Origin of the sequence: Planotetraspora sp. GP83, from assembly GCF_041262585.1 — a bacterium.
In the GTDB taxonomy this organism is placed as follows: Bacteria; Actinomycetota; Actinomycetes; order Streptosporangiales; family Streptosporangiaceae; genus JAOEGB01.
Map to the genome: position 1 here is coordinate 378,374 of NZ_JBGCBZ010000001.1, position 13,878 is coordinate 392,251.

Here is a 13,878-nt window from a genome sequence, read left to right on the forward strand (position 1 = left end):
TCGATGCTGCGACGGTTTACTGGAGGCGTTGATTTGATGTTACGGCTTAAGTAACGTCCTGGGTTGAACGTCTGCTTCTAGCCGGCGAACCACAGTTCATGGTCCGGGTCCCGGGCGAGGGTCAGACGCCGCAGCGGCTGGTACGGCGGGGAAAGCACGGCTCGATCAGGTCGGCCGGGCATTGATCATCATGGCCTCCGCGAGCGGGACCCCGGTGCCGGCGATCGCCCAGCCATCCGCCAACCTTGGCGAACGTGCGTGGTCACCGCACTAGACGCCGATCGCGGCGGGGCCCTGGGCTCCGGCGTCGGAGGGCTCGTAGAAGTCCTTGAACGTGAACGCCTCCGGGCCCGGCCCCTCGCCGCGCAGCAGGTCCAGGCGGGCCATGGCCTCGCCGAGGGGCGGCGTGTGCCCGACCGGGACCCACCACATCACCGAGTACGGCACGGCCACCCGGTGGAACCACTCCCTGCGGCGCTGGAGCACACCGAGATGCGGGCTGCGGTAGACGAAGTTCCAGAGGGCCTCGCGCGACTCCCACACCGACAGGTTGATCAGCAGGTCGTCCCCGTAGTCGTGCTGGACGGTGTCGGTCGGCGCGTCGCCGCCCTTGAGACGCCAGACGAATCCGGGCGCGACGTCGGAGACGGCGTTGACCGGCTCCAGCGCGGCGACGAAGTCCGCCAACTCGGGGGCGTCGATGGGCGCGACGAGATGGGCGACGTTCAGCTGGGCGAGATGCATGACCGGATTCTAAGTCAATCTCCATTGTTTTTAGAAGGCTCGGCCGAGAAGGCGACGCAGCATTCGCCGGGCCGGGGATCGAGCCGGACGGCGGTCCGCTCCTCGCCGAGGCCGTCCAGGAGGCCCTGGCAGAGCGCGAGGTTCATCGAGCACACCAGCAGCGGGTGCTCCTCGGCCAGCACGTGAAACGGGCAGTTGCGCAGCCTGAGCGCGCCGCCCTCCTCGTACGGCTCGTAGCCACGGTCGGCCAGGACCGCCGCAAGATCGGCCGGCGGCTCGGCGGACCGGGCCAGGCGCTCCCCGGCGCGGCGGGCGGCGGCCTCGGCCTGCTCGTCACCCCCGAGGAGGTCCACGACCTCGGCGAGCACCAGCGCCAGGGTGCGGTAGTCGCGCGGCGGCAGGCTCACGACCCGATCGGCCGCCGCCCGCCGGTAGACCTTCGCGGGGCGGCCGCCTCCGGGGCCCGCCCGTTCGGTGAGCCGCTTGAAACCGGCCTCCAGGAGGCCCGCATCGACGAGCTTGTCGAGGTGGAAGGCGGCGAGCGTGCGCTGGATCCCGGCCGCCTCCGCGGCCTCGTTCCGCCCCACCTCACGTCCCTGCGCGACCACGAAGCGGTACAGCTCACGCCGCACGGGGTCGCTCAGCACGGTCACGGACTCGAGGTCGTCGCTGCCCACAGCACGGAGTGTAGGCCGCGCCCCACAGACCTTGCGCCGTGGGACCTCGCGCCCTGGATCCTGCGCCGTGGATCTTGCACTGCCGAGCCGTACCGGCCTCGACAGACGCGTCAGCCCCCAACCAGCGGCTTGACACCGGCAGAACATACACGGTCAAACCCGAGTAAACAAGGCGTTGACAGTGGCTTGCCGTTGCTGCTCTCATTAGGAAACCTTCCTAACTAACGCCGGGGAGCCACGCTTCCCGGCTGTTCCGCCAACCCCCCTCCTCGACGGCGCACCCCCAACCGCGTGACCCGCGCGGGCCGCCCGTCGGCGAGAACGGCGGAGAACGGAGAGAGCACTGTGAAAAACCTGCTGAACAAGCAGACCTCCCGCCGGACCGCTCTGCTGGTCCTGGCCGCTTCCGTGGCCGTGCTGCCCGCCCAGACGGGCCTCGCGGCGGCCGCGACGGGCAAGACCAAGGCCGCGTCCGTCGACCTCACGGACTCCAAGAAGAAGGAGATCGCGATGGAGCTCGTCTCCAGCGCGGAGAACTCCTCCCTCAACTGGAAGGCCCAGTACAAGTACATCGAGGACATCGGCGACGGCCGCGGCTACACCGCGGGCATCATCGGGTTCTGCTCGGGCACCGGCGACATGCTCGACCTCGTCGAGCTCTACACGAACCGCAAGCCCGGGAACGTGCTGGCCAAGTTCCTGCCCGCGCTCCGCAAGGTCAACGGCACCTCCTCGCACAGCGGCCTGGGCTCGAGCTTCACCAACGCATGGAAGACCGCGGCCGCCGACTCCGCCTTCCAGCAGGCCCAGAACGACGAGCGCGACCGGGTCTACTTCAACCCGGCCGTGCAGCAGGCGAAGGCGGACGGCCTGCGCGCCCTCGGCCAGTTCATCTACTACGACGCCATCGTCATGCACGGCCCCGGCACCGACAGCACCAGCTTCGGCGGGATCCGCAAGAGCGCGCTGAAGAAGGCCAAGCCCCCGTCGCAGGGCGGCAACGAGACGACCTACCTCAACGCCTTCCTGGACGCCCGCAAGGCCGCCATGAAGACCGAGGAGGCGCACAGCGACACCAGCCGCGTCGACACCGAGCAGCGGGTGTTCCTCAAGAACGGCAACTTCGACCTGAACCCGCCGCTCGACTGGAAGGTCTACGGCGACAGCTACCACATCAGCTGAGCCCACCAGCTGAGCCCATCAGCTGAGCGCCGTTGACGGACACTGAAAAGATCTTTCCCGCTCCTCCGGATGACACGGGGAGCGGGAAAGATCTTTTTGTTTCGCGGCCGCCTCAGAACGTCAGGCGGCGGCGAGGACGTCCACGACGAAGACGAGGGTGTCGGTGCCCTTGATGCCGCCCTGGGCGTTGCCCTCCTTGCCGTACCCGAGGTCCGGCGGGATGGTGATCAGCACGCGGCTGCCGACCGGCACGCCGGTGAGCCCCTGCGACCAGCCCTTAACGACCTGGTTGAGCGCGAACGTGGCCGGCTCGCCCCGCTCCCAGCTCGAGTCGAACTGCTTGTCCGTGCCCCAGATCTTGCCGGTGTAGTGGGCGAGGATCGTCTGGTCGGCCTTGACCGCGGGACCGGAGCCCTTGATCACGGTCTTGACGACGAGCCCCTTGGGCGCCTTGGCGTCGGTCTTGGTGGTGAGCGTCGGGGCTTTGTCGCCGCCCGGGTTGTCGAGCTTGACGCCCGCGACGCCGGGATCGGTCGCCGCGCCCTGGGCGGCCTTCGCGGCGGCCGACACCACGTCGACCACCAGCACCTGCGACGACGTGGTGAAGTCGGTGCCCTGCTGCTTGGCCTGCGTCACCTGGTCGGGGGACAGGTTGTCCTTGGCGATGACCGCGAGGACCCGGCCGCCCGGCTTGGCGCCCACCAGGGCGTCGTGCAGGGCCTTCGGCAACTGCGGGTTCACGGTGACGAACTCGGACTTGCCCTGGTCGTAGTCGGAGCCGGGCGACTTGTTCTCCTTGCCGTCCCAGTTGTAGACGGTCACTTTGGCGGCGAGGACGTCACCGTCCTTGGCCGGGGCGCCCTGGCCCTCGAGGACCTTCTGGGACGACGACGTCAGCGCCGGCTTGCCGGCCGGAAACGTCACAGTCGGCTTCTTGCCGGCGTCCCCCGTCACCTTGATGCCGGAGGCGGACGCGGCGGACGCGGCGGACGCGGCCGAGGCCGGGCTCGCGCTGGTGGCGGTCTTCTGCGCGGTCCCGCAGGCCGCGGCGAGCAACAAGGGAACAGCGGCGACTATTGCCGTACGGCGGCGCATGTGAAATTCCTCAGACAGACAGCAAGGTTCGGGTAACCCTACCCGAACCCGCTGTCGGAACGACGTAAGGAGATCACATTCCGGCGATGAGCTTGTCGACTCTTTCATCGACGCTGCGGAACGGATCCTTACAGAGCACCGTGCGCTGCGCCTGGTCGTTCAGCTTCAGATGCACCCAGTCGACGGTGAAATCGCGCCGCTTCTCCTGCGCCTTGCGGATGAACTCCCCGCGGAGCCTCGCCCGGGTCGTCTGCGGCGGTACGGATTTCGCCTCGAAGATTTTGATGTCGCTTGCCACTCGCTCCACCGCGCCGCGCTTCTGGAGCAAATAGAAAAGCCCGCGCTTTCTGTGTACGTCGTGATAGGCGAGATCGAGCTGCGCGACGCGCGGCGACGACAGCGGCAGGTCGTACTTCTGCCGGTAGCGTTCGATCATCTGATACTTGGTGACCCAGTCGATCTCCCGCGCCACGAGGTCGAGGTCGCCCGTGTCGACCGCCCTGAGCGTGCGCTCCCAGAGCTCCAGGACCCGCTTGCTGGTCTCGTCGCCGCCCCGGCGGTCCACGAAGTCCTTGGCCTTGGTGAGGTACTCCTGCTGGATCTCCAGCGACGACGCCTCGCGGCCGTTGGCCAGGCGGACCCGGCGGCGGCCCGTCATGTCGTGGGAGACCTCGCGGATTGCCCGGATGGGGTTCTCCAGCGACAGGTCGCGCATGACGACCCCCGCCTCGATCATCCGCAGCACCAGGTCGGTCGCGCCGACCTTGAGCAGCATCGTGGTCTCGCTCATGTTGGAGTCGCCCACGATCACGTGCAGCCGCCGGAACCGCTCCGCGTCGGCGTGCGGCTCGTCGCGCGTGTTGATGATCGGCCGGGACCGGGTGGTCGCCGAGGAGACGCCCTCCCAGATGTGCTCGGCCCGCTGCGACACGCAGTAGACCGCGCCGCGCGGCGTCTGCAGGACCTTGCCGGCCCCGCAGATGATCTGCCGCGTGACGAGGTAGGGAATGAGGACGTCGGCCAGCCGGCCGAACTCCCCGTGCCGGCCGACGAGGTAGTTCTCGTGGCAGCCGTAGGAGTTGCCGGCCGAGTCCGTGTTGTTCTTGAAGAGATAGATGTCTCCTGCGATGCCCTCCTCGCGGAGCCGCTTCTCGGCGTCCACGAGGAGACCTTCGAGGATGCGCTCCCCCGCCTTGTCGTGGGTCACCAGCTCCACGACGTTGTCGCATTCAGGGGTGGCGTACTCGGGATGGCTGCCCACGTCCAGGTAGAGACGCGCGCCGTTGCGGAGGAAGACGTTGCTCGATCGGCCCCATGACACCACTCGCCGGAACAGGTACCGCGCCACCTCGTCCGGCGACAGCCTCCGCTGCCCACGGAACGTGCAGGTGACGCCGTACTCGTTCTCCAGCCCGAAGATGCGTCGATCCATCACCTCACCCTATTCCCCGAAAGCGACAATCGGATAGGGATCACGTCCTTATTGCCGCTCCGAGCCCGGCGGGCGCCGCTCAGGGGGCGTAGATCTCCACTACCTTGACGATCTGCCCGGACTTCACCGTGATGAGCGCCCGCACGTCCCCCTTCGCGGCGCGGGTGACGAGCTTGGCGCGGGGGCAGCGCTGGGTGCCGACGTAGCTGTTGTTGATCGTCTGGTCGTTCCCGTCGCAGCCGACGGCGCTGAGGAAGACGACGCTCTTCGCGATGGGCGCGGCGAAGGCCATCGCGTCGCCCTCCGGCGGCCCCTCGAAGTGGCCGTTGGTCGAGCCGCCGGTCTCCTTCACCCACTTGATCGGGACGTATTCGGCGACGTTGGCGTCCTGCATCGTGCGGATCCGGCCGCGCAGCACGCCGTCACGGCTGGGGCTGATGCCCTTGGTGAAGTCGTGTCCCGGGTCCGACTGGAAGATCTCCCCGAAGACCGGCGGGGTCTTGCCGGAGATCGGCGGCCAGTTGTCGTCCTCGGCCGGGTCGGCCACCGGGCGGGAGCTCGCGGACGGCGACGGGGTGGCGGTCTGGCCCGTGGAACCGTCGGTGGGGGTGGCCGCCGGGCTCTCCACGGCGGACGGCGACGCCGTCACCGTGACGGTCGCCGCGGGAGCGGGCGGCGTGCCGGCCCCGCCGGAGCAGGCGGCCAGCGAAAGAAGGGCGACAGCGGTGGCAGCTGGAACGCCGACCCGCCGGAAGAGGTCAAATGTCGTCACAACCGGATGAGACTACCGAAACCCGGGTTTGGTTTGGCCGGGAAATCTTGATCTCCCCACCCCGCCGCGCCCCCTTCGCCGTGATCATGCACATAATCCCAGGCGGCCCGGTTGACTCGCCCAAAAGCTTGCCGTGATCATGCGCGAATTCCCCGGCCGGGCCCTCACCCGCGACGAATCGATTCGTGATCATGCACATCACGGGGCCCGGAAGCCCATGCGTCATCATCAAAGGGCGCGGCGAACAGGCCGCCGGAGGTCCGGCGGCCCGCGCGTCTACTCCTCGTCCGAGCCCGTGTCGATGTCGCCGTCCGGCCCGATCGGAGGCGCTGTGGGCGGCTCGGCAGACGGCTCCGCAGACGGCTCGGCCGGCTGCTCGCCACCCTCGGCGGGAGCCGTACCGGCCGGGGGCTCCGGAGGGGCGGCGGCGGTGAGCAGCCGCTCCAGCCGCGGGCCCGTGAGGCGCAGGAACTTGCGGTGCTCCCGGCCCCGGTCGAGGACGGCCACCTCGAGCTGGGCCGACGGGGGCCGGTCGCCTCCGGGCTCGGTGAGCGCGCTCAGGGCGGCGTCGAGGGCCTCGGGGAGGGGCAGGCCCTCGCGGTAGCGCTCCTTGAGCCGCCCGGCGACGGCCTCGGCCTGGCCGCCGATGACGGCCATGCCCTGCTCGTCGAAGACGGAGCCGTCGAACGTCAGACGGTAGATCTGGTCGTCCTCGGGGGCCTCGCCGACCTCCGCGACCACGATCTCCACCTCCAGCGACTTGATCGACTCGGTGAAGATCATGCCGAGCTGCTGGGCGTACAGGTTGGCGAGCCCGCGGCCGGTGACGTCGCTCCGGTTGAAGGTGTAGCCGTTGATGTCGGCGTAGCGGATGCCGGCCAGCCGGAGCGACTCGAACTCGTTGTAGCGGCCGACGGCGGCGAAGCCGATCCGGTCGTAGATCTCGCTGATCTTGTGGAGTGCCTTGGACGGGTTGGGCGCCACGAACAGGATGCCGTCGGCATACTGCATGACGACCACGCTGCGGCCTCGCGCGATGCCCTTACGCGCATACTCCGCCCTGTCCCGCATGATCTGCTCGGGTGAGGCATATCCAAAGGGCATGGACACCGGGGGTGATCCTCTCTTCGAGTTAGCGCAGCGGGGCGGTCGGGCCGTCGGGGTTGGTCATCCGCGCGTCCAGCATGGTCTGGACATGGACCGCGACCTCGTCGTCCGGCAGGCGGCGGAAGCCGTCCGCCGTGATCACGGCGATCACCGGCCAGATCCTCCGCGTCACGTCCGGCCCGCCGGTCGCCGAGTCGTCGTCGGCCGCGTCGTACAGCGCGTGGAGACAGGCCACCACGGTGTCCTCCGGCGTGGCGTTCTCCCGGTACAGCTTCTTCAGCGAGCCCCGCGCGAAGATCGACCCCGAGCCGATCGAGTGGTAGTTGTGCTGCTCGTACGGCCCGCCGCCCACGTCGTACCCGAAGATGCGCCCGCCGTCGCGGCCCGGGTCGTAGGCCGCGAAGAGCGGGACGACCACCAGGCCCTGCATCGCCATGGGGAGGTTGCCGCGGATCATCGTCGCCAGGCGGTTGGCCTTGCCCTCGGTCGAGAGGGAGCGGCCCTCGGTCTTCTCGTAGTGCTCCAGCTCCACGCGGTACAGCCGGGCCATCTCGATGCCGGTGCTCGCGGTGCCCGCGATGCCCATGCAGGAGTAGTCGTCGGTGCGGAAGACCTTCTCTATGTCCCGCTGCGAGATGATGTTCCCGGACGTGGCGCGCCTGTCACCGGCCATCACCACACCGCCGACGCAGGTCGCCGCGACGATCGTGGTCGCGTGCGGGATCTGCTCTCCGACAGGGGCGGCCAGCGCCTGCGTTCGGGTGGGCAGCAGATTCGGCGCGTACGCGCCGAGAAACTCGGTGAACGACGAAGAACCCGTGTTGGTGAAGAGGTTGTTCATCCAGGCCTGCTGAGATGCCACGCGACTCCCTCCAAGCGTGCGTTGTTACGCCCGACCCTACTCATGTCTCAGCACTGGTTGCACTCTTCCCGATCAGCTCAGCGCGAACCACACCTGTGATCCCCCATCCCCGTGGATCCCAGGGCGTACCGTCCTAACTCGTTCACCGAACCGGTTCTTTACGTGTGAGTAATCACGTGCGAGTGTCGATTTGTCTGCACGTCATGACTTTGGCGGGAAGGACGTCCATGAGACCTGCACTCGCGGCGGTGGCGGGAGCCCTACTGGTCCTGACGGCGTGTGGCACCGGGAACGGGTCCGGGGACGGCGGCGTCACCCTCACGATCACCGCCAACGCGATCTCCGGCGGCAAGAACGCCGAGACGGCCGACTGGACCGAGCGGTGGGTGATCCCCCGGTTCGAGGCGGCGCAGAAGGCCAAGGGCCGCCAGGTCCACGTGCTGTTCCAGCCGAGCGCGGCCGACGACGAGCAGTACAAGACGAAGATCGCCCTCGACCTCAAGTCCCACGCCGGGGCCGACGTGATCGACCTCGACGGCATCTGGATCGGCGAGTTCGCCCAGGCCGGGTACATCAAGCCGCTCTCCAGCGTCGCCGGCGCGGAGGTCGGCTCCTGGGAGGGGTGGAGCCAGATCCCGCCGGCCGTACAGGGCCTCGGCATCTTCGACGGCCAGAAGTACGGCCTGCCGCAGGGCACCGACGGCCGCGTGCTGTTCTACAACAAGGACCTGTTCCGCAGGGCCGGGCTCCCTGCGGACTGGCAGCCGGGGAGCTGGCAGGAGATCATCGACGCCGGCGCCGCGCTCAAGAGGTCCGGCGTGCCGGTGCCGATCCAGCTGGACGCGGGCACGGCCATGGGCGAGGCCACGACCATGCAGGGCGTGCTCCCGCTGCTCGCCGGCGCGGGCGCCGAGATCTACGCCGGCGGCAGGTGGACGGGCGCGTCGCGGGCGCTCAAGGACGTCCTGGGCTTCTACCGGCAGATCTACACGTCCGGGCTGGGCGACCCCCGGCTGCAGGAGGAGGCGCAGGGCCGGGACAAGTCGTTCGCCGAGTTCGCCCGGGGCGAGGTCGGCATCCTGGCCGAGAGCGACTACTTCTGGCGGGCCGTCGTAGAGCCCAAGGCGGGGGTCGCGCCCATGCCGGACCGGAACGCCGTGGTCGGCTACGCCCTGATCCCGGCCGAGCGGCCCGGCTCCGGCATCCGCGGGCAGGACGTCGTCAGCATGTCCGGCGGCGGCGCACGGGTGCTGAACCCGAACTCGCGGAACCCCAAGCTGGCCTGGGAGTTGCTGGCGTTCATGCACTCGGCGGAGGCCACCACGGCGCAGCTCGCCGGCGCGGCCAGGGTCACCTCCCGCAAGGACGTGAACGACAAGGTGCTGGGTGTCGACCCGATGCTGAAGTTCGTGGCGGACAAGGTGCTGCCGGTCACCGCGTACCGGCCACCCCTGGCGGTCTACCCGCAGGTGTCTGCGGCCCTCCAGGAGGCCACCGCCGAGGTCGTGTCCGGCCGGACCGTGGAGGAGGCCGCCGCCGGCTACCAGCGCAAACTCCAAGCCCTCGTCGGCCCCACCCATGTCACCAGCTGACTCGCGAGGGGCGCGGCGGTGTCTGGGCTGAGGAGTCGAGTGGGGAGCGAGGAACGAGCGACCCCGAGCGACGAGGGCTGTGCTCATCGCGCGCCTCCGGCACGACTCCACCGCCTCAAAGGCGCCCCAGCGAAGCGATCCCAAGGGATGCGGTGCCCGCGCGAGCGGAGCGAGCGCAATGAACGCTGACGCCGCGGGGTTGGGGCGGGGGCGGGCCGCCGGGTTCGTGCTGCCGGCGATGGTGCTGATCGGCGTGTTCCTGGTCTTCCCGGCGCTCTGGACGATCTATCTGGGGCTGACCGACTACCGGCTGACCGGGCTGGCGGCGGCGAACCCGCGGGTCGTCGGCGCCGACAACTACACGGCGGCGCTGGGTGACGAGCGGTTCCACAGGTCGCTCTGGCTGACCATGCAGTACGTCCTCGGCTCGGCCGTGCTGGGACAGGCGATGCTGGGGTTCACGATCGCGTGGATGCTGCGCGACCGGCCGGGACCGGTCAAGCGGGTCACCGAGGCGCTGGTCCTGCTGGCGTGGATCCTGCCGTCGTCGGTCGTGGCGTTCCTGTGGATCGCGCTGCTCGACCGCGACGAGGGGACGCTCAACGCGCTGCTGCGCACGCCGGGGTTCGCGTGGCTGCTCGACTATCCGATGCCGTCCATCATCGTGTTCAACATATGGCGGGGAACGGCCTTCTCCATGATGCTGTACGGCGCGGCGCTGGAGAACGTGCCGCCGTCCCAGCTGGAGACGGCGCGGCTGGCCGGGGCCTCCACGCTCCAGCAGCTCAGGGACGTGGTCTTCCCCAGCATCAGGGGCCACGTGCTGACCAACCTGCTGCTGATCAGCCTGTGGACGTTCAACGACTTCACGACCTTCCAGATCACGGCAGGAGGCCCGGAGGGGCGCTCGGAGATCCTGCCGGTCTACATCTACAACGTCGCGCTGCGCGACGGGCAACTCGGCTTCGGCGCGGCGATCTCGTTCGTCGTGCTGCTGATCAACCTCGTCCTCGCCTTCGCCTATCTCCGGCTGCTGCGCCGGCGCCGCGAGGCGGTGGCCCAATGATCCGCGGAGACCCCGTGACCCACGGAGACCCCGTGATCCGCGGAGACCGGGGGACCCGCCCCGCCCCCGGCCTGGACTACACGCGGCACGCGCTCGGGACGATCGGACGGGCGACCCTGCTGGCCGTGCTGCTGGCGTTCTTCGCGCTGCCGCTGCTGTGGCTGGCGTCCGCGCCGTTCGACACGAGTCCGTCGATCACGACGTCGGTGCCGGAGTTCACGCTGGGCAACTTCCGGGCGCTGCTGGAGAACCCGTACGCGCTGAACTCGCTGCGCAACTCGCTGATCCAGGCGGGCGGCAGCGCGGCGATCGTCGTGGTGCTGGCCGCTCTGGCGGCCTACGCGCTGTCCCGCGTCCGGGTCCCCGGCCGCGACGCCCTGCTGTACGTGCTCCTCCTCCTGTCGTCGGTGGTCACGGGGACGGCGGCGATGGTGCCGCTGTTCGAGCTGGCCACCCGGCTGAACCTGGTCGACACCCATCTCGGCGTGATCCTGACGCTGTCCGGCGGACTGCTCCCCGCCGCGATCTTCATCCTGAAGGACTTCATGGACGGCACGCCGACCTCCTACGAGGAGTCGGCGCGGGTCTTCGGCGCGTCGCCGCTGCAGATCCTGCGGCACATCGTGATCCCGCTGGTGCGGCCCGGCCTCGCGACGATCGCGGTGTGGGCGGTCGCCAACGTGTGGGGCAGCTTCCTGCAGCCGTTCATCCTGCTGCGCGATCCCGGCAAGGCGCCGGGCGCGGTGATCCTCTACACCCTCTACACCGAGGGCGGCGCGCCGCGTCTCGACCTGATCTCGGCGTTCTCGCTGGTCTACTCGCTGCCCGTCGTCGTGATGTACGTGTTCGTCAGCCGCAGGTACGGCTTCCGCTTCCACGGAGGGATCAAGCGGTGATCTCGCTCAGCGGCCTGACCAAGGAGTTCCCCGGCGGGGTCCGGGCCATCGACTCCCTCGACCTGGAGATCGCCGACGGGGAGTTCTTCGCGCTGCTCGGCCCTTCGGGGTGCGGGAAGACGACCCTGCTGCGGACGATCGCCGGCCTGGAAACCCCCACATCCGGAAATATCAGGATCGGGGCGGTGGATGTGACCCGGCTCCCGCCCGGACGGCGCGATGTCGCGATGGTCTTCCAGGACTACGCGCTCTTCCCCCACATGGACGTCACCGCCAACATCGCCTACCCCCTGCGGATCAAGAAGGTCCCCCGGGCCGCGCGCGACGCCAAGGCCGCGGAGACCGCCTCCCGGCTCAGCCTCTCCGAGCTGCTCGGCCGCAGGCCCGGCCAGCTCTCCGGAGGCCAGCAGCAGCGGGTCGCCCTCGCCAGGGCCATCGCGTCCCACCCCACCGTCTTCCTCTTCGACGAGCCGCTGTCCAACCTCGACGCGCGGCTGCGCCTGGAGGCCCGCACCTTCCTCAAGCGCCTCCAGCGCGAGCTGGCCGTAACCACGGTCTTCGTCACGCACGACCAGGGCGAGGCGCTGGCGCTCGCCGACCGGATCGCCGTCATGTCCGCCGGGCGGATCATGCAGGTCGGCACGCCGTCCGAGGTGTTCCAGCGGCCCGCCAACACGTTCGTCGCCGCCTTCATCGGCTCCACCCCCATGAACCTGCTGGCCGGCCGCGCCGAGAACGGCGCCCTGCACGTCGCCGGGGCCGTCCTCCCCCTCCCGCCCGGCGTCCGCGAAGGCCCCATCGTGTACGGCCTGCGCCCCGAGTACGCGGATCTCACCCAATCGCCGCCACCGGGGAGGAACGACGCGTTCACGGGGAAGGTAGCCGTCGTGGAGAATCTCGGCACCGCCCACCTCGTCACCCTGGAGTGCCCCCAGGCCCAGGCGGACCACCTCATCCAGGTCGTCGTGCCCGAGGGCGACGAGCCCGGCCTCGGCACGCCCGCCTGGGTCACGCCCCGCCCCGGCCGCGCCCTGCTGTACCGCGACGACGAGCTCCTCACGAGCGCGTGACCATGACCGCCATCAAAGGGACCCCCGGCGAAGGGACCGCCGGCAAGGGGACCGCGATCAGGGGGACCTGGACCCTCGACGACCGGGCCGACGCCACCTGGCCCGCGGCGCCGGTCAGGGAGGTGACCTTCGAGGTGCCGCCCGGCACGGCGGCCCTGACGGTCAGGCTCGCCTACGACCGCTCGGCGGGCGTGCTCGACCTCGGCTGCTCCGGCCCCGGCGGCTTCCGCGGCTGGTCCGGCGGCGCCCGCTCCGAATACACCATCGCCCCCGCCTGGGCCACCCCCGGCTACCTCCCCGGCGAGGTCGAACCCGGCCTCTGGCACGTCCTCATCGGCCTCCACCGCGTCCCCCTCGGCGGCCTGCCGTACGAGATCACGATCATCCGGCACGGGCGGCCTCCCGCCGTGCCGCGCGACCACCCGAGCCGGTGCCCGCGCGCCCCGCGAGACCCGCACCGCGAGGCCGCGGCGGCGCGGCGCGGCCTCCCCGGCCTTGACGGCCTCCGCTGGCTCGCCGGGGACCTCCACGCCCACACCACCCACTCCGACGGCACGCTCGGCGTCTACGAGCTCGCCTGCGTCGCCGCCGACCGCGGGCTCGACTTCCTCGCCGTCACCGACCACAACACCGTCAGCCACCACGCCGGCTTGCCGGCGGCGGCGGCGCTCGCGGGCATCGTCCTCGTCCCCGGGCAGGAGATCACCACAGACCTCGGCCACGCCAACGCCTTCGGCGACATCGGCTGGATCGACTTCCGGCGTCCGCCCGGCGAATGGGCGAAAGCCGTACAGGAAAGGGGCGGCGTGCTGTCGATCAACCATCCGGTGGCGGCCGACTGCGCGTGGCGGCACCCGATGAGCACCCGGCCCAGAACGGCCGAGGTCTGGCACTCCAGCTGGTGGGACCGCACCTGGGGCGCGCCGCTCGCCTGGGGCCAGACCTGGGCGGACGACCTCGTCGTGGTGGGCGGCGGCGACTACCACGCGCCGGAGGAGGGCCATCCACCCGGCGCGCCGACGACGTGGGTCCTCGGCCACTCCGCTGACGACCGGGCCGCCGGGCCGGACGCCGTCCTGGAGGCGGTGGCCGAGGGCCGGACGGCGGTGTCGGCATCGCCCGAGGGGCCGCTGCTACTCCGGCACGGAGAGGAGTTCCTGGTGGTGGACGGGGACGGGCTCGTGCTGTGGGGACCGGAGACGCGGCGGGTGATCCGCGGCGACCGCGTTCGGCTGGCCGCCCGTCCGGGGATCCACCGGCTGGAGACACCGGCGAACGAGGTGATGGCTCTGTGCGGCTGAGCGCGTCGCATGATCACGCTCCCGGTCCACGCTGGCCGGCGGGCTCGGCGGGAACCTGTGCATGATCACGCCGGAGAGGGTG

Annotated in this window: 14 protein-coding genes; 7 read left to right on the forward strand and 7 right to left on the reverse strand. The window is 70.1% G+C overall.

The window, feature by feature from the left end; all coding sequences use genetic code 11:
- Positions 1-270 precede the first annotated feature (270 nt).
- Both ABH927_RS01830 and ABH927_RS01835 read right to left on the reverse strand, forming a co-directional pair.
- A complete protein-coding gene (locus ABH927_RS01830; protein ID WP_370017644.1) occupies positions 271-744 on the reverse strand; it encodes a DUF3291 domain-containing protein in 474 nt (157 codons plus the stop codon).
- 14 nt (positions 745-758) lie between these two features.
- The gene (locus ABH927_RS01835; protein ID WP_370017645.1) at positions 759-1,421 is read right to left on the reverse strand and encodes a helix-turn-helix transcriptional regulator; all 663 of its coding nucleotides are present in this window, start codon (positions 1,419-1,421) and stop codon (positions 759-761) included.
- Between the two features lie 345 nt (positions 1,422-1,766).
- Here ABH927_RS01835 and ABH927_RS01840 point away from each other — a divergent pair, with 345 nt between their 5' ends.
- Entirely contained in the window at positions 1,767-2,603 is an 837-nt protein-coding gene (locus ABH927_RS01840) for a chitosanase (RefSeq protein ID WP_370017646.1), read from the forward strand.
- Between the two features lie 120 nt (positions 2,604-2,723).
- Here ABH927_RS01840 and ABH927_RS01845 read toward each other — a convergent pair whose 3' ends face one another.
- Entirely contained in the window at positions 2,724-3,527 is an 804-nt protein-coding gene (locus ABH927_RS01845; protein ID WP_370017647.1) for an FKBP-type peptidyl-prolyl cis-trans isomerase, read from the reverse strand.
- Between the two features lie 10 nt (positions 3,528-3,537).
- Here ABH927_RS01845 and ABH927_RS01850 point away from each other — a divergent pair, with 10 nt between their 5' ends.
- Positions 3,538-3,702 (forward strand): hypothetical protein, encoded by a 165-nt coding sequence (locus tag ABH927_RS01850; protein ID WP_370017648.1) that lies wholly within the window; start codon positions 3,538-3,540, stop codon positions 3,700-3,702.
- Between the two features lie 69 nt (positions 3,703-3,771).
- On the opposite strand, the gene pafA is transcribed toward ABH927_RS01850, so the two are convergent.
- The 4 genes from pafA to prcB form a co-directional block, all read right to left on the reverse strand.
- A complete protein-coding gene (gene pafA, locus ABH927_RS01855) occupies positions 3,772-5,130 on the reverse strand; it encodes a Pup--protein ligase (RefSeq protein ID WP_370017649.1) in 1,359 nt (452 codons plus the stop codon).
- 79 nt (positions 5,131-5,209) lie between these two features.
- On the reverse strand, positions 5,210-5,902 hold the full coding sequence (locus ABH927_RS01860; RefSeq protein ID WP_370017650.1) for a hypothetical protein: 693 nt from the start codon (positions 5,900-5,902) through the stop codon (positions 5,210-5,212).
- Between the two features lie 276 nt (positions 5,903-6,178).
- Complete coding sequence (gene prcA / locus ABH927_RS01865; RefSeq protein WP_370017839.1) at positions 6,179-7,006, reverse strand: proteasome subunit alpha; 828 nt, start codon at positions 7,004-7,006, stop codon at positions 6,179-6,181.
- A 28-nt stretch (positions 7,007-7,034) separates the two neighbouring features.
- Positions 7,035-7,850: a proteasome subunit beta gene (gene prcB, locus ABH927_RS01870; protein WP_370017840.1), complete on the reverse strand. Its 816-nt coding sequence runs from the start codon at positions 7,848-7,850 to the stop codon at positions 7,035-7,037.
- A 248-nt stretch (positions 7,851-8,098) separates the two neighbouring features.
- On the opposite strand from prcB, the gene ABH927_RS01875 reads away from it, so the two are divergent.
- The 5 genes from ABH927_RS01875 (at position 8,099) to ABH927_RS01895 (ending at position 13,796) form a co-directional block, all read left to right on the forward strand.
- On the forward strand, positions 8,099-9,463 hold the full coding sequence (locus tag ABH927_RS01875; protein ID WP_370017651.1) for an extracellular solute-binding protein: 1,365 nt from the start codon (positions 8,099-8,101) through the stop codon (positions 9,461-9,463).
- A 178-nt stretch (positions 9,464-9,641) separates the two neighbouring features.
- Entirely contained in the window at positions 9,642-10,529 is an 888-nt protein-coding gene (locus tag ABH927_RS01880) for a carbohydrate ABC transporter permease (protein ID WP_370017652.1), read from the forward strand.
- 14 nt (positions 10,530-10,543) lie between these two features.
- Positions 10,544-11,425 (forward strand): carbohydrate ABC transporter permease, encoded by an 882-nt coding sequence (locus tag ABH927_RS01885; protein WP_370017653.1) that lies wholly within the window; start codon positions 10,544-10,546, stop codon positions 11,423-11,425.
- On the forward strand, positions 11,422-12,495 hold the full coding sequence (locus tag ABH927_RS01890; protein ID WP_370017654.1) for an ABC transporter ATP-binding protein: 1,074 nt from the start codon (positions 11,422-11,424) through the stop codon (positions 12,493-12,495). Before ABH927_RS01885 ends, ABH927_RS01890 begins: the two co-directional genes overlap by 4 nt.
- A gap of 2 nt (positions 12,496-12,497) precedes the next feature.
- On the forward strand, positions 12,498-13,796 hold the full coding sequence (locus ABH927_RS01895) for a CehA/McbA family metallohydrolase (protein WP_370017655.1): 1,299 nt from the start codon (positions 12,498-12,500) through the stop codon (positions 13,794-13,796).
- Positions 13,797-13,878 lie beyond the last annotated feature (82 nt).

What these genes read in the sequence shown, in the direction of transcription:
- prcA (WP_370017839.1), bottom strand. Translation starts at nt 7,006, where the DNA reads ATGCCCTTTGGATATGCCTCACCCGAGCAGATCATGCGGGACAGGGCG.
- prcB (WP_370017840.1), bottom strand. Translation starts at nt 7,850, where the DNA reads ATGAACAACCTCTTCACCAACACGGGTTCTTCGTCGTTCACCGAGTTT.
- ABH927_RS01880 (WP_370017652.1), top strand. Translation starts at nt 9,642, where the DNA reads ATGAACGCTGACGCCGCGGGGTTGGGGCGGGGGCGGGCCGCCGGGTTC.
- pafA (WP_370017649.1), bottom strand. Translation starts at nt 5,130, where the DNA reads ATGGATCGACGCATCTTCGGGCTGGAGAACGAGTACGGCGTCACCTGC.
- ABH927_RS01875 (WP_370017651.1), top strand. Translation starts at nt 8,099, where the DNA reads ATGAGACCTGCACTCGCGGCGGTGGCGGGAGCCCTACTGGTCCTGACG.
- ABH927_RS01895 (WP_370017655.1), top strand. Translation starts at nt 12,498, where the DNA reads ATGACCGCCATCAAAGGGACCCCCGGCGAAGGGACCGCCGGCAAGGGG.
- ABH927_RS01830 (WP_370017644.1), bottom strand. Translation starts at nt 744, where the DNA reads ATGCATCTCGCCCAGCTGAACGTCGCCCATCTCGTCGCGCCCATCGAC.